This window comes from Nonomuraea sp. MTCD27, assembly GCF_041950495.1.
GTDB lineage: Bacteria > Actinomycetota > Actinomycetes > Streptosporangiales > Streptosporangiaceae > Nonomuraea.
On sequence record NZ_JBGNUW010000008.1, the window covers coordinates 319,722 to 339,693 of the forward strand.

12 protein-coding genes are annotated in these 19,972 nt (G+C 73.8%); 3 read left to right on the forward strand and 9 right to left on the reverse strand.

The annotated features are described in order from the left end of the window. Positions 1-44: 44 nt before the first annotated feature. Both ACBJ59_RS25265 and ACBJ59_RS25270 read right to left on the reverse strand, forming a co-directional pair. Positions 45-986: an NADP-dependent oxidoreductase gene (locus ACBJ59_RS25265; RefSeq protein ID WP_375112716.1), complete on the reverse strand. Its 942-nt coding sequence runs from the start codon at positions 984-986 to the stop codon at positions 45-47. 187 nt (positions 987-1,173) lie between these two features. Beyond that, positions 1,174-1,755: a TetR/AcrR family transcriptional regulator gene (locus ACBJ59_RS25270; protein WP_375112717.1), complete on the reverse strand. Its 582-nt coding sequence runs from the start codon at positions 1,753-1,755 to the stop codon at positions 1,174-1,176. 432 nt (positions 1,756-2,187) lie between these two features. On the opposite strand from ACBJ59_RS25270, the gene ACBJ59_RS25275 reads away from it, so the two are divergent. Both ACBJ59_RS25275 and ACBJ59_RS25280 read left to right on the forward strand, forming a co-directional pair. Continuing rightward, the gene (locus tag ACBJ59_RS25275; protein ID WP_375112718.1) at positions 2,188-3,144 is read left to right on the forward strand and encodes an NADP-dependent oxidoreductase; all 957 of its coding nucleotides are present in this window, start codon (positions 2,188-2,190) and stop codon (positions 3,142-3,144) included. A 472-nt stretch (positions 3,145-3,616) separates the two neighbouring features. Continuing rightward, positions 3,617-6,415 (forward strand): AAA family ATPase, encoded by a 2,799-nt coding sequence (locus ACBJ59_RS25280; RefSeq protein WP_375112719.1) that lies wholly within the window; start codon positions 3,617-3,619, stop codon positions 6,413-6,415. A 42-nt stretch (positions 6,416-6,457) separates the two neighbouring features. On the opposite strand, the gene ACBJ59_RS25285 is transcribed toward ACBJ59_RS25280, so the two are convergent. From ACBJ59_RS25285 to ACBJ59_RS25295, 3 genes are all read right to left on the reverse strand, one after another. After that, on the reverse strand, positions 6,458-6,643 hold the full coding sequence (locus tag ACBJ59_RS25285; RefSeq protein WP_375112720.1) for a hypothetical protein: 186 nt from the start codon (positions 6,641-6,643) through the stop codon (positions 6,458-6,460). A gap of 153 nt (positions 6,644-6,796) precedes the next feature. Beyond that, positions 6,797-8,974, reverse strand: coding sequence for a peptidase domain-containing ABC transporter (locus ACBJ59_RS25290; RefSeq protein WP_375112721.1), 2,178 nt, complete (start codon positions 8,972-8,974; stop codon positions 6,797-6,799). Positions 8,975-9,027: 53 nt separating this feature from the next. Then, on the reverse strand, positions 9,028-12,420 hold the full coding sequence (locus ACBJ59_RS25295) for a type 2 lanthipeptide synthetase LanM family protein (protein ID WP_375112722.1): 3,393 nt from the start codon (positions 12,418-12,420) through the stop codon (positions 9,028-9,030). Positions 12,421-12,593: 173 nt separating this feature from the next. Here ACBJ59_RS25295 and ACBJ59_RS25300 point away from each other — a divergent pair, with 173 nt between their 5' ends. Beyond that, positions 12,594-13,382, forward strand: a complete 789-nt coding sequence (locus tag ACBJ59_RS25300) for a BTAD domain-containing putative transcriptional regulator (protein WP_375112723.1) — start codon at positions 12,594-12,596, stop codon at positions 13,380-13,382. 26 nt (positions 13,383-13,408) lie between these two features. Here the strand turns inward: ACBJ59_RS25300 and ACBJ59_RS25305 are convergent, their stop codons facing one another. Genes ACBJ59_RS25305 through ACBJ59_RS25320 form a run of 4 tightly spaced genes read right to left on the reverse strand, consistent with a single transcriptional unit; the run spans position 13,409 to position 19,965 of the window. Continuing rightward, positions 13,409-14,632 (reverse strand): hypothetical protein, encoded by a 1,224-nt coding sequence (locus tag ACBJ59_RS25305; RefSeq protein ID WP_375112724.1) that lies wholly within the window; start codon positions 14,630-14,632, stop codon positions 13,409-13,411. Next, positions 14,629-15,627 (reverse strand): thiopeptide-type bacteriocin biosynthesis protein, encoded by a 999-nt coding sequence (locus ACBJ59_RS25310; RefSeq protein ID WP_375112725.1) that lies wholly within the window; start codon positions 15,625-15,627, stop codon positions 14,629-14,631. The genes ACBJ59_RS25305 and ACBJ59_RS25310 overlap by 4 nt, the downstream gene beginning before the upstream one ends. Continuing rightward, positions 15,620-18,334, reverse strand: a complete 2,715-nt coding sequence (locus ACBJ59_RS25315; RefSeq protein WP_375112726.1) for a lantibiotic dehydratase — start codon at positions 18,332-18,334, stop codon at positions 15,620-15,622. Before ACBJ59_RS25315 ends, ACBJ59_RS25310 begins: the two co-directional genes overlap by 8 nt. Further along, positions 18,331-19,965, reverse strand: coding sequence for a SagB family peptide dehydrogenase (locus ACBJ59_RS25320; RefSeq protein ID WP_375112727.1), 1,635 nt, complete (start codon positions 19,963-19,965; stop codon positions 18,331-18,333). The genes ACBJ59_RS25315 and ACBJ59_RS25320 overlap by 4 nt, the downstream gene beginning before the upstream one ends. Positions 19,966-19,972 lie beyond the last annotated feature (7 nt).

The following is a 19,972-nucleotide window of genomic DNA, read 5'->3' on the forward strand; positions in this document are numbered from 1 at the left end:
GTGGCGAACGGGTGTGCCGGGAGGTGATGCGGTTGGTGGGTGGGTCAGAACTGCAGGACCAGCCGTCCCCGGACGCCTCCGGCCTCGAAGCGGCGGTGAGCCTCGGCAGCCTGCTCGGGCGGGAACGTGCCCGCCACGCGCATGGCCAGCGCACCGGTCTCCGCCAGGCGGCGCAACGCGTCGAGCTTGTCGGGTCTGCCGCCGTAGTCGGGGACGTAGACCTGGTGGTAGCCGAGCCCGCGTTCGGGCGGGCCGAAGGCGGCCGTGGCGCGGAAGGCGGCGATGCCGCCGCCGTCGCGGACCGCGGCCGCGAGCGGGGCACCGATGAGCGCGGCGTCGGCCAGAGCGTGCACTCCGGCGGGCACGACCGCGCGGAACCGCGTGGCCACGTCGCCGCCCCTGGCGACCACCGAGTCCGCGCCCAGAGACCGGACCAGGTCGCGGTCGGCAGGGGCGGCGTCCGCGACGACCCGCAGCCCGTCGGCCTTCGCCAGCTGGATCAGCATGCCGCCGACCGCGCCGGCCCCGCCGGTGATCGCGAGCGTCTGGCCGGGTGACAGGGCGAGCAGGTCGAGCGCCAGGCGCGCGGTGAGACCGTTCAACGGCAGGGTCGCGGCCTCGGCGTGGCCGGCGGCGGCCGGCGCCCTGGCCACCCAGGAAGCGGGCAGGACCACGTGCTCGGCGTACGCGCCGCCGCCGGGGCCGTTCGGCATGACCATGGCCATCACGCGGTCGCCCACCCGCAGACCGGTGGCGGTGCCGGGGCCTATCTCGTCCACGACGCCCGCGGCGTCCTGCCCGGGGATGTACGGCGGCGGCACGCCAGGCAGGCGAACCTGTCCGGCACGCATGAGCGTGTCCGCCGGATTGACCGCGGCGGCGTGCACGCGGATGCGTACACATCCGGGCCCGGCATGCGGCTCAGGCACCTGCACCACCTGCAGGACCTCGGGTCCGCCGAAGCCGAACGCGCCGACGGCCCTCACCGCCGGCTCCTGAACGCGCCCGGCCGATCAGCCACTCGCGCAGCGGGAGCCCTGAGCTCCCACGGAGTGTCCCCGGCCTGAATGTCGGAGCGGCGCTGCAGCGTGTCGCTGTGGTCCATGGCATGGCCTTCCTGGCTATCGACGGCAAATATCTTGAATGTTCGTTACAGATTCAGCGCGTGAAGCATCAGTCAAGGCAGCTCAGGGCTGCCTCCACGATGCTCATCAGGTGCCGTCGATCGGGGTTGATCGCCCCCGTGACACGCAACCCATGAATGAGCGTCATGATGAGCCTCGCCGAGTCCCGGGGGTCGCGGATGCCGACCGGCTCGCCGCGGGCCTGGGCCGCCGCGATCACCTCGGTCAGCTCGTCCTCCAGCAGTGAGGTCGTCGCCCCCACCCGCGTGGCCACCTCGGGGTCGTGGCACAGCCGCTCGGTCGCGGCGCTGACGATCAGACAGGCCTGCTCGCGCCCGTCGCGCAGGATGGTCTCCACCAGATCGACCAGGATGTCGCGGATCAGCTCCCGTGCCGGGGTGCCGCTGCGCAGCAGGTCGACCAGAGGGAGCGCGTACCGCTCCCGGTAACGGTCAAGCACCGCCCGATACAGGCCCTCCTTGCTGCCGAACGCCGCATAGAGGGAGCCGCGGCCCACCCCGGTGGCGTCGACCAGGTCCTGCACCGAGGTGCCCTCGTAGCCCTTGTGGCGGAAGACCGACATCGCCGCTTCCAGCGCGGCCTCCGTGTCGAACTCCCTCACCCGTGCCATGCAGCGCAGACTAGTCTTATCTGGAACGAACAGTCAAGTTTCCGCTCGGCGCTCGCTCCGGCATCGGCAGCGCACAGGCTCGAACCGGGCGGGGAAGGCCGGGGGCCGACCTGCTGGTCGAGCCGGGGGCCGCCTGCTTCGACGCGCCCCACCCAGGGGCGGCCAGGCCGTCCGATCCCCGTGTCACGGCCTGGGGCGGGCCGCTGGAGGGTGTTCGAAGTGCTGGACTCGCCGTGAGAGTGACTTTCCGAGACACGGGGGGATATGGCGAGGGCGGGTCCACGCTCCCGTGGAATTCTTGGTCCCATGCGGGTGGACGATCGGCATGCGGCGTCCGGCTCTGGCGACACCAGTGGTGGCTGGCCCGGCCATTTCCCCTGACCGATCGGTAGCGGGCCGGCGCGGCCGAAAGGCTAACAGGAGGAGTACGTCATGACGGCGACCATGCGGGCGATCGTCCAGCACGCCTACGGCGGGCCGGAGGTGCTGCAGCTCACTGAGGTACCCCGGCCCGAACCAGAGGTCACCGAGGTGCTGGTACGGGTGCATGCCGCCGGGGTCAACCCGATCGACGGCAAGACCCGCGCCGGCGGCGGCTTCGCCCCCCAAGTGGGCTCCCCGCCGTTCATCCCCGGCTGGGACCTGTCGGGCGTGGTGGAGGAGATCGGCTACGGCGTCACCCGCTTCCAGCCAGGCGATGAGGTGTACGGCATGCCGAACTTCCCGCACCGTGCCGGCACCTACGCCGAGTTCGTCGCAGTACGCTCCCGCCAGATCGCCCGCAAACCCGCGAGCCTGTCCCACGTTCAGGCCGCTGCCCTGCCACTGGCAGGGCTGACCGCCTGGCAGTCCCTCATCGACACCGCCCACGTAGGGCCCGGCATGCGCGTACTGATCCACGCGGCGGCCGGCGGCGTCGGCCATCTGGCGGTACAGATCGCCCACGCGCGAGGCGCGTACGTGATCGGCACCGCCCGCGCCGCCAAGCACGACTTCGTGCGCTCACTGGGAGCCGACGAGATGATCGACTACACAGCCGTCGCGTTCGAGGACACCATCGAGCCCGTGGACGTGGTGCTCGACCTCGTCGGCGGCGACACCCGCCGCCGCTCACTGGAAGTGCTCGCCGAAGGCGGACTGCTCATCCCGCTGCCCCGCGGGCTGGACGTCTCGCAGGAGGCGGCCGAGCGCGGCCTGCGAGTGGCGCCCGTCATCGTCGAGCCCGACTACCGCGGCCTGGAACACCTGGCCGACCTGGCCGACTCCGGAAAACTGAAGATCAGCGTGTCCCGGCAACCGCCGCTGGCACAGGCCGCCCAGGCGCACCGCCACGTCGACGCCGGTGGCGCCACCGGCAAGACCGTCCTCACCGTGATCCCCCCGAACTGACCGCGGCGCTCGGAAACATCGGCCCCCTGCCGGAATCTCATGTACGCAGCGACCGCACGCCTGGCCGCCGCAGCTTGCTGGTGCCCGTCACTTCGAGCGCAACTCAGCGACGAGCTCAGCCGCGGCCTCATCAACGAGTACCGGTCGCCAGCTGAAACCACTGAGAATCGGGCCGGTCAGGCACCGAATCCGCTGATGTGCCGGTTCTTGGCCAGCGAGATCTCATCCCCTCGATGTGCCCGGCCGCCTCGGCCGGCGGCACGTCCGCCGTCCGCTACGCGCTCGTCAACGGCGCCGCCGCCAGGCTTCGGCGAGGCGGACGGGGCGGGAGGGGGGCGGCGATGCCTCCTCACCCAGTGGTGACCGGAGCGCCACAACCCGATCCATGGCCTTGTTGCACGCCAAGTCATCCACCAAATGGTCAAAAACCGCTAACCCGCAAAAGCCCGCGCGCGTGCGATGATCACGAGTCATGGCGCAGCGGTTGATCGGACGTCAAGCCGAAGCCGCCAGGATGGCCAAACTCCTGGCGCCCGAGAGGAAGCCATCGTTCGTAGCGGTCAGCGGGGAGCCGGGAATCGGCAAGTCGCGGCTGCTCGCGGCGTTCGCCGAGGTGGCGCACGACAGCGGAGTTCCGACGATCAAAGGTCGGGCGACGGAGTTCGAGCGCAGCGTGCCGTTCGGGCTGTGGCTCGACGCGCTCGCCCACACCGAGCGGCACGCGGGCGCGTCCGCGCCGCTCGCCCGGGCGCGCGAGGCGCTGCTCGGCGGAGCGCATCCGTCCGGTACCGGCATCGAGCGCCACCGCGGCCACCGCCGGGTGCGCGCGCTGCTGGAGCAGGCCGCCGAACCGGCCGGGCTGCTGGTGCTCCTCGATGACGTGCAGTGGGCGGACGGCGGGTCCGTGGAGCTCCTCGACCATCTCGTACGCCATCCTCCCGACGCCCACGTCGTGATCTGCATCGTGCACCGCACCGGTTCCCTGTCCGGCACCCTGATCCGCTCCCTGGGCGCGATGAACCCGCCGCCCGAGCGCTGGACGCTGGGCCCGATGTCCGGCTCCGACCTGGCCGACTGGCTGTCCGCCGAGCCCTCCCGCCCGCGCAGGGAGAAGCTGGCGGCGGCCAGCGGCGGCAACCCGCTCTTCCTGGAGATCCTCTCCGAGATGGAAGGCGACATCGACATGCGGGACATCCCCGCCATCGTGGACCGGGCCGACGTGACGACCGGGCTGCAGCGGCTGATCGCCGCCGAGCTGGAGCATCTCGATGCCGTGCCGCGGCTGGTCGCGCAGGGGCTCGCCGTGGGCGGCGACGGCGCGGGCAGCGCGCTCGTGGCCGCGGTGTGCGAGCTCGACCCCGCCACCGTCGAGGCCGCGCTCGACCTGCTGGTCGTACACCGGGTGCTCCGCTCCGACCTCGGCTTCCGCCACCCGCTGATCCGGGCGGCGGCCTACTACATGGCCGGCCCCGCCTGGCGCATCGCGGCGCACCGCCGCGCCGCCGAGCACCTCGACGCGCACGGCGGCTCCCTCATCCAGCGCGCCGGCCACATGGAGCACGCCATCCACCCCGGCGACCTCGACGGGGCGCGGCTGCTGTGCGACGCCGCGCAGATGACGCTGGCCACCGTCCCCACGACCGCGATCCGGTGGGTACGCGCCGCGCTCAAGGCGTTGCCCGCCGAGCCGGGCTACGATCCCCTGCGCAACGAGCTGCGCCTGATCCTGGCCGAGGCCCTGCGCACGACGGGCCGGCTGGACAAGAGCCGGGCGCTGCTGCGGGATCTGCTCCGCGCCGACCACGACCAGCACGACCATGTCGTGGAGCTGCTCGCCTCCACCGAGCGGGCGCTCGGCCTGCTGCCGGAGGCACGCGCCGTCCTGCTGTCCGAGCTGTCCAGGGCGGAGGCCGAAGCCGGGCCCTCGGTACGGGCGGAGCTCATGGTGGAGCTGGCCGCCACGGAGCTGCTGGACGGCCGCTGGGACGCCGGCGGCGAACGCGCGGCGCAGGCACTGCGGCTGATGGACGCGGGCACCCGGCGGGGCGTCTCCGCGGTGGCGTACACGCTGCTCGCGGTGAGCAAGCTCTACCGGTGCGAGTTCCGCGAGGGGTGCAGGCTGCTGGATCGCGCGGCGGCGGTCACCGACGCGCTGAGCGAGCCGGAGTTGCACTCCGACCTGTCCATCATCGCGCCGCTGGCCTGGGCCGAGTTCCTCGTCGACCGCCACGACGACGCGTTGCGGCACGTGGACAGGGGCATGCGGGTGGCCCGCCGATCCGGCAGGCAGGACGTCATCCCGCTGATGTCCGTCGTGCGGGTGGCCAGCCGCGCCCGGCTCGGGCAGGTGGCCGAGGCCATGAACGACGGCTACGAGGCCGAGGACATCATGCAGTACGCGGGCGGGCCCGATCTGGTGACGTTCGTGCGCGCCGCGCTGTCCAGGCCACTCCTGTGGCGGGCGGGACCTGAGCGGGCCACCGCGCTCGTCGAGGAGCTGCTCACCGGGCACGCCGTTCGCTCGGCCTGGTGGCGCGGCATCGTGGACAGCACACTCGCCGAGGTGCTGATGTCGCTGGACCGGGTCGAGGCGTGCAGGCGGCTGCTGGCCGCACGGGTGCCGACCGACCCCGTCGGGTTCGGGCCGCACGCGCCGTCCACGTTCGCCATGCGGGCCCAGGCCGAGGCGACCGCCGGCGACCTCGGCGCGGCGGCCGAGTGGCACGGCAGGGCCGTCGCGGTGGCGGCGTCCGGCGCTCCCCCGGCGCAGCAGGGCTCCGTCCTGCGGGCCGAGGCCGTCATCGCGCTGGCGCGGGAAGACCATCAGCACGCGGCGAGCACCGCCGGCGCCGCGGTGGACATCTTCGCCGCGACGGGGCTGATGATGGGAGAGGGCCAGACGCGGATGCTGCTCGGCGAGATCAAGACGCGCCTCGGCGACCTCCGCGGCGGGCGACAGGAGATCGGGCACGCCAGGGAGCTGTTCGCCACGTGCGGCGCGTCCTGGCTGGCCGATCAGGCGGACAGGCAGCAGCGGCGGATGAGCGCGCGGCAGCCCCGGCGATCGGGAGGGGGCGCCGCCGAGCTGTCGCGCCGGGAGCGGCAGATCGCCGAGCTGGTGGCGCGGGGTCTGACGAACCGCCAGATCGCCGAGCAGCTCTACCTGAGCCCGCGCACCGTCGAGTCGCACGTGGCACAGGCGTTCCAGAAGCTCGGGGTCACCACCCGGGCCGCTCTGGCCCACCTGATGTCCGGCGACCAGCGCCGGTAGCGGCGCACGCACCGCCACCGGCCTGGCGCGGGAGCAGCCCCGCTAGCAGCCGAACCAAAGCGACGGGTTACAGCCGGTGGGGAGCGTGCAGATGAGGAACGTGCAGCCGAGGGTCGGCACGGCCGGCGCCTCCTTGCCGCCGTACTCCGGTAGCACGATCTCGCCCGCGGGAGAGCCCGGGCCACCCTCGCCCGACTTCCACTGCTCGACCAGCGTGAAATTATCCATCAAGCACCTCCTGTATCCCTGGTGTGAGCTGGGTGGGACGCCATCGGCGCCACCCGTCCGGGCACCGGCCGCCGGGCCGGTCCCGGGACGTCGTCGCTGTCGCCTCCTCCTCTCCTCCGTCCCGGCGGGTTCTCCGGTGTGCGACGCATCACGTCAGTCGCCCCCCGCGGGCCATCCGCCCACCGGCGTCGCGGCCGGCGCGTCACCGAACAGCTCCCGGTACGGTCCGGGCGCCGCCGCCAGCTCCTCGTGCGTGCCGCGGGCCACGATCCGGCCCGCGTCGAGCATGACGATCTCGTCAGCGTTGCGGATCGCGCTGGGCCGGTGGGAGATGACGATCCTGGTCACCCTCAGCGCCGAGAGCGCCGCGTCGACCCGCCGCTCGGTCTCGGGGTCCAGGTGGCTGGTGGCCTCGTCGAGGATGAGCAGCCGGGGCTTGTGGACCAGGGCACGGGCGAGAGCCACCCGCTGCCGCTGCCCGGCCGACAGCGCCGCGCCGCCCTCGCCGACCGCCGTCTCGTACCCCATCGGCAGCCGCGTGACGTCGGCGTGCAGCCCCGCCATGGTGGCCGCGGCCACGACGTCGGCGTCGGCCGTGTCAGGGTCGCCGAGCGTGATGTTGTCCCTGATCGAGCCGTTGAACAGCGACAGCTCCTGCAGCACCGCGCCGCAGCCGCGGCGCAGCTCGCCCAGGTCCAGCTCTCCGACGGGCACGCCGTCGTGGCGCACCTCGCCGCTGTCCGGCCGCAGCAGCCCGAGCACCAGCAGGGCCAGGGTGCTCTTGCCCGACCCCGTACGTCCGACGACGCCGAGCTTGGCCCCCGCGGGGACGTCGAAGGTGACGTCGTCCAGGACCGCACGGGTTCGCGGCCCGTACCTGAACGTGAGCCGCCGCGCCGCCAAGGAGGTCGGCCGTCCGGCGGGCAGCACCAGCGGCCCGCTCGCCTCGGGAGCCGAGTCCAGCACGTCGTAGATGCGCTCGACCTGCCCACGCAGCATCGACAGGAGCTGAACCACGCCCACGAACCCCTGCAGAGGCGCCAGCACGGACAGCCCGAGCGCGTTGGCGGCCAGCATGGTGCCCAGGGAGAGCTGTCCGGAGAGCACCAGCCAGACACCGCCGCACAGCAGCGCCAGCGGGGCGAGCAGGGTCAGCGCGGCATGCGCGCCCTCGAACCAGGCGGTCGCCACGCCCCTGCGGATCATCGCCGCCTGGTAGGCCGCGAACAGCTCACCCCAGCGCAGGCGGGCCCGCGCCTCCACGCCGTTGGCCTTGACCGGCAGCATCGCCTGGAGCGCCTCGGCCAGGTAGCCGTACTCCTCGGTGCGGGCGGCCAGCTCGTCGCGGGAGAGCGCCCCGACGCGGCGGTAGGAGCCGAGCGTCACGCAGGCCTGCGCGGCACCCAGCAGGCCGATGGCCAGCGCGTACCAGGGTGACAGGAACGCGAGCGCGGTGACGTACCCGGTGAGGAGCACCGCGTCGAGGCCCAGCGCGAGCACCTGCTGGGTGACGGCGTCCCGGCCGGCCGACACGCTGCTCAGCCGCATGAGCAGGTCACCGCGGCTGCGTTGCAGGAAGAAGTCCAGCGGCAGGGACAGCAGGTGGGCCACGAACCGTCCGGTCAGCCGCCGGTCCGCGCGGGCGCGCAGAGCCAGCAGCAGTCGCGAGCGCACCAGGGTGAGCAGCCCGTACGTCAGCGCGGTGCCCAGGACCGCGGTGGCGAGCACGGTGAGCAGGTCGTCACGCCCGGCGGGGATCACCTGGTCGACGACCACCTTCGTCGCCAGCGGCAGCGCGAGCCCGAGCGTCTGCAGGGCGGCGCTCAGCAGCAGGACGACGGCGAGCAGCCGTCGCCCGCCCGGCACGCCGACGAACTCGCGCAGGTACCGCACCATGACGGGCCGGGCACGCGCGGCCCGCCGCTCGAAGCGGGGGCCGGGCGTGAGACTGATCATCACGCCGCCGTACTCCTGCGCGAACGCGGCGCGGGTGAGGCGGCGGTGACCGGCACGCGGGTCGGCGATCTCCACGTGGCCGTCCGTCACGCCGGTCACGACGACGAAGTGGTGCCCGCTCAGGTAGGCGATGGCCGGTTCCGGCAGCGGCCCGGCGAACGGCTCCGGGCCTCGTTCGACGCTCGCCCGCAGGCCGTGGTGCTCGGCGCCCGCCACCAGCGCGGTGACGGGTACGCCGTCCCTGCCGGGCCGCAGCAGCTCCCTGCACTCGGCGACGTGGGTGTCCCTGCCGTGGTAGGAGAGCACCATCGCCAGGCAGGCCGCGCCGCACTCGTTCATGGTCAACTGGCGGCGGAGCGGGACACGACGGCGCACCGGGCGACTCCTTTCGTGGTCGGGACTGCTCTCGTGGTCGGGCCTGCTCGTGGTCAGGACCGCTCTCGTGGTCGGGCCTGGAGGAGCAGGACCGACGGCACCCGCGTGGGGAAGGCGTGGCGCAGGAGGCCGTGGCCGATCCCGGCCAGGCCGGTCATCAGGCCGGGGATCGGCACGGCGACGGGCGTGCCGCAGCGGGGGCCGGCGGCGAGCTGGTCCAGGACGATGGCCAGCCTGCGATCGCGCTCCGAGGTCAGCTCGGTCCGGCCGGCGGCGATGGCGGTGGTCAGGAGGTCGAGGTTGCCCAGCTCGCCATGGCACAGGCTGTGGCCGGTCGAGCCGGGAGCAGTGGCGAGGTAGGAGGCCAGGGCCCGATCGAGATCCCCCGCGAGCGACGCGGTGTCCGCACCGGGCCACCCGGGGTCGTCGGAGGGTCGCGTGGCGTGGCGGAAGAGCAGGTCGGCGCGGGACAAGCCGATGCCGGGGGCGCCGTGGCACCACGCCTGGACATGTCCGGGGTCGCCGCCGAGCGTGTCGGGCTTGTCGCGGTGGTCCGGCCAGTTGCCCAGGCGCGGATCGAACTGCGCGCGCTCGTACTGGAAGGCGGCGTCCGCGGTGCGCGCGTAACGCCGCTCGCCGGTGGCGATCGCGTAGCGGGCGAGGGCCCAGCTGATGCCCGCGGCCCCGTGGGAGAAGCCCGTCAGGGGGTGTACGGCTGGGACGCCGCCACGCCAGGCCACGCCGCGGTCCTGCCGCTCGGCGGTCTCCACCAGCCGGTCGGCGCTCGCTCTCGCCAGCCGTGCCGCGATCGGCAGGCCGGTCGCGTCGAGGATCGCGAGCGACGCGGCCAGTGCGCCCGCGGCCCCGCCGACGACGTCAAGCGCCTCGTCGCGGGCGATCGCCGGAACCACGGCGGCCAGCAGCGGTTCGACCGGCCCGACGAGATCTCCTTCACCCAGCACCGGCCCCAGGCGGGCCAGCGTGTACGCCAGCCCCAGATACCCGTCGAACGGCCCGCACGACAGGCCGTCGGGCGGGCCGGCCGGGTACGAGGTCACCTGGTCGGCGGCGGTCACCGCTCCGGACAACGCCCGCCTGGCCAGGTCCGCGTAACGCTGCTCGCCTGAGAGCGCGGCGAGCTCCCCGAGGAAGAGCGCCACCCCTGTCGTGCCGCTGTAGAGGTCGAGCCCCAACGGCCTGATCGCCCACCGGTTCTCCGCCACGGGTTCGATGCCGAGCCAGCTCACGCGCTCGCCGGCGGCGTGAGCGAGCTGCGCCAGGGAGTCTGCGATCCCGCACGCGGCCTCAAGCGCCCGGCCGGGATCGGCCTCCGTGAGAGACCGATCCGTGAGAGACCGATCCGTGAGAGACCGATCCGTGGGAGACCGCGTCGTGGGCGGGTCGGGGATCGGTTCCGGGGCCGGACGGTCCGAGCGGGTCGCCATCGACGCCTGCACGACCCAGTCCTGCACCGCCAGATCGTGCTCCCCCATTCCGGCGATCTTCGTCCGGGTGTGCGCCAGGCTCTCCTGCCCCAGCATCTCGGCGAACCGGACGCCGCGGCCGTCCCACACGCTCCTGGACCCCGGCCGGGTCGTGAAGAGAGGGATGTCGCCCGCCCAGAGGTCCGCGATCTCCGTCTCGACGAGCCGCAGCAGGGCCGGGTCGTCCGTCGATGCCGCCCACAGGTGGTCGAGCACCCTGTCCCGGTCCAGCGCGTCGCGCATGACGTTCGGATGTGTCGACTCCAGCAGCAGCGTCCCGTAGAGCTGCGTCGCCCGCATCACCACCCGGACCGTGTCGCCGGCGAACGCGTCCAACAGCCCGTCCAGCTCGTCCCGTCCGGCGGCGATGGCGCGGTAGGCGGTGCGGAAGCCTTCGCGCAATTCCTGTGCGAACTGCCCGGGGCCGACCGCCCGCCCCGCCAGCACCGGCCGGTTCCTGCTGCCGGGAAGCACCTCGTGCTCGCGGGTCAGCCGCATTTCGTCCGTCCCGGCTTCCGCCCACCGCACGGTCTTGTACGGGAGCACAGCCCCGGCGTCCCCGCCGACGCCGCCGAGGTCGGCCGCGCCGCCGTCCTCGCTCCAGACGACGCTGGGCAGCAGGCCCACCCGCGCGACCGACTCGTCCAGCGCCGTCAGGGCCGGGTCGGGGCGCGCCCGCTCGTGGACGGCCGGATGCAGGATCGCCTCCAGGTCCACCAGGAGGGGCTGGTCGCCGCAGGCGATGAGGTTCTCGAAGTGGAAGTCGGCGCCGTCCAGGGCGTGCAGCAACGCCAGCAGCGCGCCCTGCCTGCGGTGGAACCGCGCGACGCCGTCGCGGTCTTCGCACGGCGCGTGCCGCGCGAACTCCAGCCAGCCGTACGCGCCCCGGTCGAGGACGGCCAGCGTCCGCAGCCCGTACCCGGGCAGGCGGCCGTCGAGCCAGCGGATGGCGTCGTTGGCGTGGCGATGTGCCGCGAGCGGACGCGGCTTGTACACCAGCCGGGCGCCGCTCTCGAAGGCCAGCAGCCCGACGGAGCGCCCGCCCTGATGCGCGTCCCCCAGGCCGCCCAGCTCCACGGAGCGGAGCCGCCCCAGGTCGGCGCCGCCGAAGACGCGGGCGACGATGCGGGCTCGGTCGGACTCCAGACGTTCCAGCAGCTCAAGGACGGTCTCGACGGCCTGGTCGGTGGCCTGGGCGAGGAGCCGGGCGAGCACCACGTACTCCGACAGCAGCCCGGCCAGCCCCGCCCTGGTGGAGAGCTGCTCGACGAAGGAGGCGAACCGGGCGGCGGGGGTGTCGCCGCCGAGGCGCCCGGTGACGCGCATGACGTTCAGCTCCAGGACCAGCGTGCGCGAGGCCAGGACGATGAGCTCCCGTTCGAGGTGCTGTGCCATGGCGGGCCGCGCGGCCTCGTCGTCGAGCCCGCGCGACCGAGCGGACGAGGCGAGCCGCTCGACGGCGTGGCGCACGAACGGCGCCACGATCGTGCCGAAGCCCGCGTCCCAGGAGGGCTCGCTCTCGCAGGGAGCGGGCATCTCGCCGGAGGCGTCCAGCACCTCCCGCACGGTGCGGGCCCAGCGGGGCTCGCCGGCCGCGACGCGCCGTCCCAGATGTGCGGCGTCCTCGCCGAGCAGATCTCGCAGGCCGGCCTCGGTGAGCCCGCGAGCCGCCAGCATGCCGGCGAAGCCTCCGCGGGCCGCCGCGAGCCACTCCCGCCAGCGCAGCAGCCTGCGCCCGACCGCTGTCCCAGCCGCCGGCCCGTCCGCTGTCCCGTTCGCCGTCCCGTCCGCTGTCCCCGCCGCCGTCCCGTTCGCCGCCGGTCGTGCGGAGGGCGGGCGGCCCGGCAGGGCCAGGCGCTCCGCCAAGGTGAGACCCGGCGACCACCAGTACGGTGGGAGCTCGCGCACCGGCGCGGGCGGCCGGCTCCCGGCGGAACCAGGCAGGGGCCCAGGTAAGAGCATCGCGCCGTCCCTTCGGTACGGAAGACACGAACAGGATCCGGCGGCGGGGCTCCGGCGACATCCGGGAAACTACGGAGAGATCAGGGGCTCCGGAGGCTCCGTAGTTTCCCGGATGTTGCGGGCGGACGATCACTTGATCCTGTTGTGGACTTCCGCGTCGAAGGGAAGGCACGATGCCGCAGATCGAGTTCCGGATCCTGGGCCCCCTCCAGCTCGGCCACGGCCACCACATGATCATCAAGAGCCCCAGGCAGCAGGTCGTGCTCGCCGCGCTGCTGCTCAACCCGAACCGTCCCGTGCCGGTGGAGTCCCTGACCAACGCCGTGTGGGAGGGCACACCGCCGGAGGGAGCGCGCCACCAGTTGCAGAACTGCGCCTGGATGCTCCGCCGGCGCATCAGGGACCTCGGCATGTCCGGGGCCGAGATCACCGCGTCCCCCGCGGGATACGCCATCCACGTCGACGAGTGCCGGCTCGACGTCACGCTGTTCGAGCGGCAGCTCGCCGAGTCCAGGCGGCTGGCCGCGTCGGGACGGCTCGCGCAGGCGTCCCAGCAGATCAAGGCGGCCCTGTCTCTTTGGCAGGGGCCGCCGCTGTCCGGCGTGCCCGGCCGGGTCATGCGCAGGGAGGCGGCCGGGCTGGCCGAGCGGCGGCTGTCGGCGCAGGAGGACTGGATCGATCTGGAGATGGCGCTCGGCAGGGGCTCGCAGGTGACCGCCGACCTCTACCGGCTGGTCGCCGAGCAGCCGTTCCGTGAGCGGCTGCGCGCCCAGTTGATGATCGCGCTGCACGCGTCGGGCCGGACGGCCGAGGCGCTGGCGACGTACCGGCAGGCCCGCAGGCTGTTCGTGGACGAGCTCGGGCTGGAGCCCGGCCCCGTGCTCAAGGGCGTGGAGCGCGGGATACTCCAGGGCGGCGCCGCGCTCCGGCCCGCCGGCCTGCCGTACGCGTTCGGCACCTAGCGTTCGGCACCTATAGCGTTCGGCACCTAGGCGCGCCGCCGCCGGCGCAGCACCGCCCAGCGCAGCAGGGCGCCGACGACGACCGCTTCCGCGCCGAGGAGGAGCACGGCCGCCGTGGCCCCCCACAGCCCCGCGAGCGTCTCGAACCACAGCCGGACGACGAGGAACGCCACCGGCGCGAGGACTGCCACCGACACCAGCGTGTACGAGGCGTGCAGCCACCTCGCCCGGCGCGGGTAGGCCCGCACCCCCGCGGGCCCGTGTCTCAGGAACGCCGCCGCGAACCGGAACGACTCCCCCTGCAGGTCGGCGGTGGACGTCGCGTGTTCGAGCATGTGATAGCCGTCGAGCCGGAGCACCGGCAGCAGGTTGACCAGGACGATGGTGACGCCGGAGAGCAGCAGCGCGGCGAGCGGGGGCCGCGACCAGCCGGGCCCCCACAGCCACAACGCGCCGAGCGGCACCAGGAGGGCCAGGTTGACGTAGATCCCGGCGAACGCCGTCGCCACGCGCTGTCGTGCGCTGGGGAACGTCACGACGTCGTCGACCTTGCAGTAGGGCGCGATCAGCGGGAAGCGCCACATGACGCCGATCTGGGTGGGTAGGCCGCCGTAGCGGTGGCAGGCCACGCCGTGGCCCAGCTCGTGCAGGGCGTACATGAGCCACGCCAGGAGCGCGGCGAGCGGGGCCCACTCCGGCCGCACCGACGAGTAGAGCGAGGGCCAGTTCAGCGTGACGAGCACGCAGATCGCGAACCCGGCCACGGCCAGCGGCGCGGCCACCGCCGGGTGCAGCAGCCAGCCCGCGCGCCGCCCGATCGCCGGCACAAGGTCGGCCGCGCCCGGGATCGGCATGCGCCGGTGCAGCGCGGAGCGCCCCTCGGACCTGCGTGCCAGCTCCGCCTTCTCCCTGATGAGGGCCAGCTCGTCCGGTCCGGCGGGGTCGAGGAGCTGCCGGTCGGCCAGCAGGCCGAGCAGCCGCTGCCAGTGCGCGGCGTCCAGCCTGCGGCCGAAGCGGCGGGCGTACTCGGCGCCGATGTCGGCGAGGCTGCGGGCGCCGTCGAGCCGCCCCATCAGGAACGCCTCGCGCGGCCCCACCTGGAAGTAGGCGCGCGTCTGTGCGTCGGCGACATAGTGGATGGTGGCCGGGCCCCTGGCCAGGGCGGGCCCCACCCGCACGGCGCTCCTCAGCCGGGGGCGGGCGTCCTCCAGCCAGGCGGCGTCGCTCGTGTCGCTACCGGTGACCGTCATACCGGGCTCACCGGCTGCGGAGCCAGGATGCGCTTGGCGACGTACGACAGGTAGACCTCGTCCAGGATGGAGGCGCCGAGCCGGTTGTTCGTCATGTGGATGTAGGAGCTGAGCAGCACCGTCGCCAGGTCATCCGGGCCGGGCGTCCCGCCGGGGAACTCCAGCTCGCCCCGGTCCGCGGCGGCGAGCACGCGGGCGCGCAGGTCCCGGCAGTGCGACAGCCAGGTCCGTTCCATGCCGGACGGCTCGGCGGCGCCCGCCGCGAGTGCCCGGATCCTGGCCAGCCGGGGTGCGAAAGTGTCCCGCGTCAGCTCCAGGCTCCTGTCGAACGCCCCGTGCTGGTCGCTGGACGGCTCCTGGTACGCCTCCTCCCAGAAGGTCCTGTACCGCTGGAAGAACAGGCGCACCGCGGCGTCCTCCTTGAGGAACGTGTAGGCGGCGATCAGGGTGAGCTGCGCGGCCGAGCCCAGCAGAACAGGTCGGACATGCAGGTTCGACGTGGCGAGAAGCTGTGCCACCAGGTCGCTCGACTGCTCGAAGTGCCATTCGGCGATCCGCATGCCGGTCGTGCCGCCGTACCTGCCGAGCTCGGGCTCGTACGGCAGCAGGGCGATGCTGTTGTTCGGGCGGAACGGCATCATGCCGTCGGCGCCGTACTCCTCGTTCCAGCTCTCCTCGCCGTACTCGGCCAGGTACATCTTCTTGAACAGGTCGGCGAGCCCTTCGGTGTCGGTCTCGTACAGGGCGGGGCGGCGCCTGAGGAACTCCTCGATCGCGCCGACGGCCCGGCGGGTGACCTCCTCCCGCGCCGCCGGCGACGCCGGCTTGAACCGCAGGCGCAGGTGCGGCCCCTCCTGCCAGTACTTGATGAAGAACCAGCCGCCGATCAGGCCGTCGTCCCTGAGCCGCCGCACGAGGGGGCGGACGGCCTCGACGACGATGGGATTGGTGTCGCCGGCGTAGAAGACGTGCAGCGCCACCCACTCGTCACCCATGCTGCTCCCTTGCCGTGTCGTAGAGCTCGATCAGGTATTCGCTGACGTGCGGGCGCCCGTGCTCGTCGCGGAGCCAGAGCTCGTCGAGCCCGGGGCTGCACTCGGTCAGCACGATGCGCGACGAGGCGCCGCGGGCGAGCTGGTCGAGCAGCCGCAGCGACAGCCAGCTGCCGAAGTCGACGGGCAGCGGCTTGCGCGACGGCCCCCGCCCGTTCTCCCGGCGGCCGTTCACCTGGGCGAAGACCTGCTCGGGAAGCCCGTGCTCGCGCCGCCACCTGAGCACCCTCAGCAGGTGCTCGGTGTCGGTGTGGCCGGGATCGCGCAGCGGAAACGCCGCGGGGGCCAGCTTCCACATGCGGCGCTGCACGACCAGGTCGCCGAGCACCAGCCGCGGGTACGCGGTGACGCCGTCGGCCGGCACCGGCCGCCCGGTGCCCGCCCACAGGTCGATCGGGGCCATGCCCGCCGGGGAGAAGCACATCAGGACCTGCTGCACCTCGGGCAGCGCCATGGGCAGCAGGAAGCCCAGGTAGAGGGGCACCACCTCGCGGCCGAGCCGCTTGGACACCAGCTTCACCCGCCCCTCGTGCGGGTCGTGCTCCAGCACGAGGTCGTCCAGGGGGATCTGCTCGGACGGCGGGCGCGTGCTGACGTCACCCGAGCAGACGATCTCGTGGTCGGTGACGCTCGGATGGATGTTCAGGTTGGTCGTCTCGTAGCCGCCACGCAGCTCGGCGAGCACCGCTCCGGCGGGCGTGTGCCGGCGCAGGACCCCGGCCAGCAGGTGCCGGGCGCCGGCTCCGCCGGCGTCCAGACAGTGCGCGAACCTGGAGAACATCAGCGTCGATCCCGCGTACGCCTGGTTGAGCACCAGCCTGCCGGCGGCCTGCTGGACGAAGAACGACCACGGCTGGTCGAACCGGCCGCCGGGCGGCAGGTGGCCGCGCACCGCCTCGACGAAGTCCGGGCCGAGCCGGATCTCCTCCGCGTTCTCCGGCACGTCGCGCAGGTACAGCGACGCGGCCTCGCGGGCCCTGTCGAGAGCCTCGATCTCGGCGAGCCGGAACCAGTTCTCCTGCGGCACATAGGCGTTGTCGTCGTCGAAGGGCCGCCTGCGCAGTAGACGCCCCGCGTACGGGGCGAAGAAGTCGCGCTGGAACTCGTGGCAGAAGCGCTCCACGTCCTCGCACCGGCCGCCGGCGCCGTACCGAGCCAGGAAGAAGCCCAGGGCGGTCAGCCGCCGCGGCAGGCTCAGGTCGAAGGCGGGCAGGATGTCGGCGAGCGCGGCCAGCGACGGCAGCGCCGCGGCCTCCCACTCGGCCCGGTCGGTCTCCATCCCGTCGAAGGTGATCGTGGTGTCCTCGTAGACCAGGGTTCGGGGCAGCGCCTTCTCCGGTGCCCCGACCAGGGAGAACGCCTCGCGTACCCGCGAGCGGAGTTCGTCCAGCACGGCGGCCCGCTCTCTGGCCGGCGTGGCCGGGTAGCGGTCCACGAGCCCGCACACCCGCGTGAGCACCGCGGCGACCTCCCGCAGCGCCGGGTGCGGCTGCCGGGCCAGAACGCCGGTGTAGGCCGCCGCCGGGTCCGGCGCCCGCAGGTCGATCTGGAGGTCGGGCGCCACCAGCAGCCCGAGCCGGAGCAGGTGCCCGAGCAGCCGTTCCACCGCTTCCAGGGTGCGTCCGGCGTCCGCGGCGGCCACCTGGGCGGAGAGGTCGCGCAGCGTGAGCCTGGCGTTCCTGGTGACGGCCACGACGTCGTCCAGCGCCGGCCCGCTCGGCAGGAAGAACAGGTCCTCGTGCACGTCGTCGAGCGAGACGGCGGCTTCGGTGTCCGTGCCGGCGATCGTCCTGCGCCGGATGTACCGCGTGCTCTCGCCGTCGGCGCCGGCGCCGGGCGCCAGCGTGACGACGGTCTGCGAGCGCAGGCCGGGGTCGGCGAGGATGGCGGCCGACAGGCGCGCCAGCACGGCGACGTTGAGCCGTACGGACGAGCGCTGCCGCAACGACGCGGGCTCGGGCAGCGGCCGGCCGGCGCCGGAGGCGAAGCGCCCGAGGCCGACCGCGGTGAGCGTGCTGAACGGGCTGGTCTTCAGCGCGGCGCGGTAGAGCAGCTCCAGCAGGGTCCGCTCGATCTGCCTGCCGTTCTTGTCCAGCGCCCTCGACGGGTCGAGGTAGCGGTCCATGCTGCGCTCCAGAACCTCCGACTGCAGCAGCACCGCGCAGCGCAGCCCTTCGTCGGCCAGCACGGCGCGAGCCCTCCGCCTGGCGGCGGCGACGTCGGCGGCGAGCAGCGGCCCGCCCTCGGCCAGCAGGTCGTCCAGCGCGGCCATGGACTGCCGCCACCGCGCGAGCAGGGCCTCCACGTCCGGGTTGAGCAGCGGCGCGGAGGCGGCCAGGACGGCCGGGCGCGGACGGCGGGCGTTGAAGACGTCCCTGCGCAGGTTGATCAGCGCGGCGCGGCAGGGGTCGCCGCGGTCCAGCCCGGCGACGGCGCGTTCCAGCTCCTCGCGCAGCCGCCGGCCCGCCGCGTCCCTGGCGGCCTCGCCGTCGAGGACCCGCTCGGCCCATGCCGTCGCCGTGCCCGTGCGCAGCTCGGCGGCGGCCTGCGCGGGCAGGCCGGCCACGCGGAGCAGGAACGCCTCGCCGAGCCGCCAGCGGCGCACGTCCGCGCCCAGGAGGGGCGGGGGATGCGGGAGGACGTCGGTCATCGCGTGGTCCCTTCTCGCGTGGCGGCTGCGAAGCCGTACAGGGCGTGGTCGTAGCGGAGCCCGGGGGTGCGTTCGCGGCCGAGCAGGATGAAGATCAGGCTGTTCTCGCCGGTGCCGGCCGTGCCGAGCAGTTCGTCCACCCCGGGGTTGTCGAGGCCGAGCACGGCTCCGCAGCCGATCCCGCGTGCGGTGGCCGCCAGGTAGGCGGTCTGCGCGGCGTGGCCGGCCTCGATGTTGAGCATCCGGTAGCCGCGGGCCCCGTACGCCGCCACGAGGTCGTCCAGCCTGCCGGTGACCACGAGGATCGCGCCCACCTCCGGGATGCTGTAGTTCGCCAGCGCGTACAGGCGTTGCAGCCGGGTGACGTCCACCGGGCCGCCGGGGACGAGGCCGCCCCGGGCGGCGTCGTAGGCGTAGGCCCGCCGTTCCAGCCCCTCGACGCCGATGGAGATGACGTGCAGGCCGGTCCACGGATGCTCGCGGGGGGCGGGGGCGACGTCCGTGCCGGCCAGGCCGGCGCCCGCGACCGCCGAGAGCACCCAGGCCAGGTCCCCGGCGGCGAGCGGCCGCGCGCCGCTGAACAGGCCGAAGCTCGTCCGCCGCCGGCGCAGGCTCTCTCCCAGGTCGAGATCGCCGTCCGCGGGGACGGGCCGCGGCAGGGGTACCAAGGGACCGCCTCCCTGCGGGCGGGCCGCGCCGGAGCGCGCCGCCTGCGGTGCCGGGCGCGGCCGGTCGCCCACCAGAGCGGCCGCGTGCACGCGGCTGACCAGCTCGAACGTTCGCACCCTGCGCGAGGCCTCCCAGACCGGACGCGGCCGGCCCGCGTCGATTCGCGCCGGCGGAGCCTCGTACGCGGCGGCTCGGCCGAGGGGCAGCACGACGAACGGCGCCTCATCGTGCCCGTCCACGCCGAGGACCTCGCTGACAGGCTGCTCGTCGAACCACAGGACCGGCTCGACCGGCGCTCCCCGGGCGGCCAGGACCAGCCGCCAGGACGCCAGCAGCGCGCCCACGTCCTGGGTGACCACGTGGTAGCTGAAGGTGTTGTACTTGAAGGCGTTCTTCCAGAAGCGCACGGTGGCGATCACGTACAGCTCCGCGCGCGTGCCGGTGGCCGCGGCGATCGCGTGGCGGCGGTCGCCGTCCGACAGCAGGTCCAGGCTGTGGTGCGCGGTGTCGTAGTGGTAGACGCCGGGCGGGAGCGGCCCCGAGCGGCCGGTGACCAGATAGCTCTCGGCGGGGTACATGCCGCCGCCCGACGCCGTCGGCCGCGCCCAGGCCGCCCGGTCGGAGCGGAGCTTGGTGTCGCTGTCGTCGTTCCAGTTCGGCTCCGTGCGGCGGTCCGCCAGCCCGTTGCACCCGAGCAGGGAGGCCAGCGCCCCGAGCGGCGGCGCCGTCGCCGCGGCGGGCCCGCACGCGGCCCGCACGACCGCGTCGGTCGCGGCGTGCGGGGGCGCGAACGACGGCTCCGGCAGCGGCACCTTGACCACGTCGGTGTACAGCTTGTGCCTGGACGGCTGGTCGGCCCAGTCGACCTGGAACCCCAGCGGAGGCAGCGGGACGCGCTGCCGGTCGAACACGCGGCGCGCGTAGTCCAGCGCGGTCGCCGCGTCGCTCGGCGTACTGACCACGGTCTCT

Coding starts and splice junctions, on each gene's coding strand:
- ACBJ59_RS25280 (WP_375112719.1), top strand. CDS start 3,617: ATGGCGCAGCGGTTGATCGGACGTCAAGCCGAAGCCGCCAGGATGGCC.
- ACBJ59_RS25275 (WP_375112718.1), top strand. CDS start 2,188: ATGACGGCGACCATGCGGGCGATCGTCCAGCACGCCTACGGCGGGCCG.
- ACBJ59_RS25285 (WP_375112720.1), bottom strand. CDS start 6,643: ATGGATAATTTCACGCTGGTCGAGCAGTGGAAGTCGGGCGAGGGTGGC.
- ACBJ59_RS25310 (WP_375112725.1), bottom strand. CDS start 15,627: ATGGGTGACGAGTGGGTGGCGCTGCACGTCTTCTACGCCGGCGACACC.
- ACBJ59_RS25315 (WP_375112726.1), bottom strand. CDS start 18,334: ATGACCGACGTCCTCCCGCATCCCCCGCCCCTCCTGGGCGCGGACGTG.
- ACBJ59_RS25300 (WP_375112723.1), top strand. CDS start 12,594: ATGCCGCAGATCGAGTTCCGGATCCTGGGCCCCCTCCAGCTCGGCCAC.
- ACBJ59_RS25295 (WP_375112722.1), bottom strand. CDS start 12,420: ATGCTCTTACCTGGGCCCCTGCCTGGTTCCGCCGGGAGCCGGCCGCCC.
- ACBJ59_RS25305 (WP_375112724.1), bottom strand. CDS start 14,632: ATGACGGTCACCGGTAGCGACACGAGCGACGCCGCCTGGCTGGAGGAC.
- ACBJ59_RS25270 (WP_375112717.1), bottom strand. CDS start 1,755: ATGGCACGGGTGAGGGAGTTCGACACGGAGGCCGCGCTGGAAGCGGCG.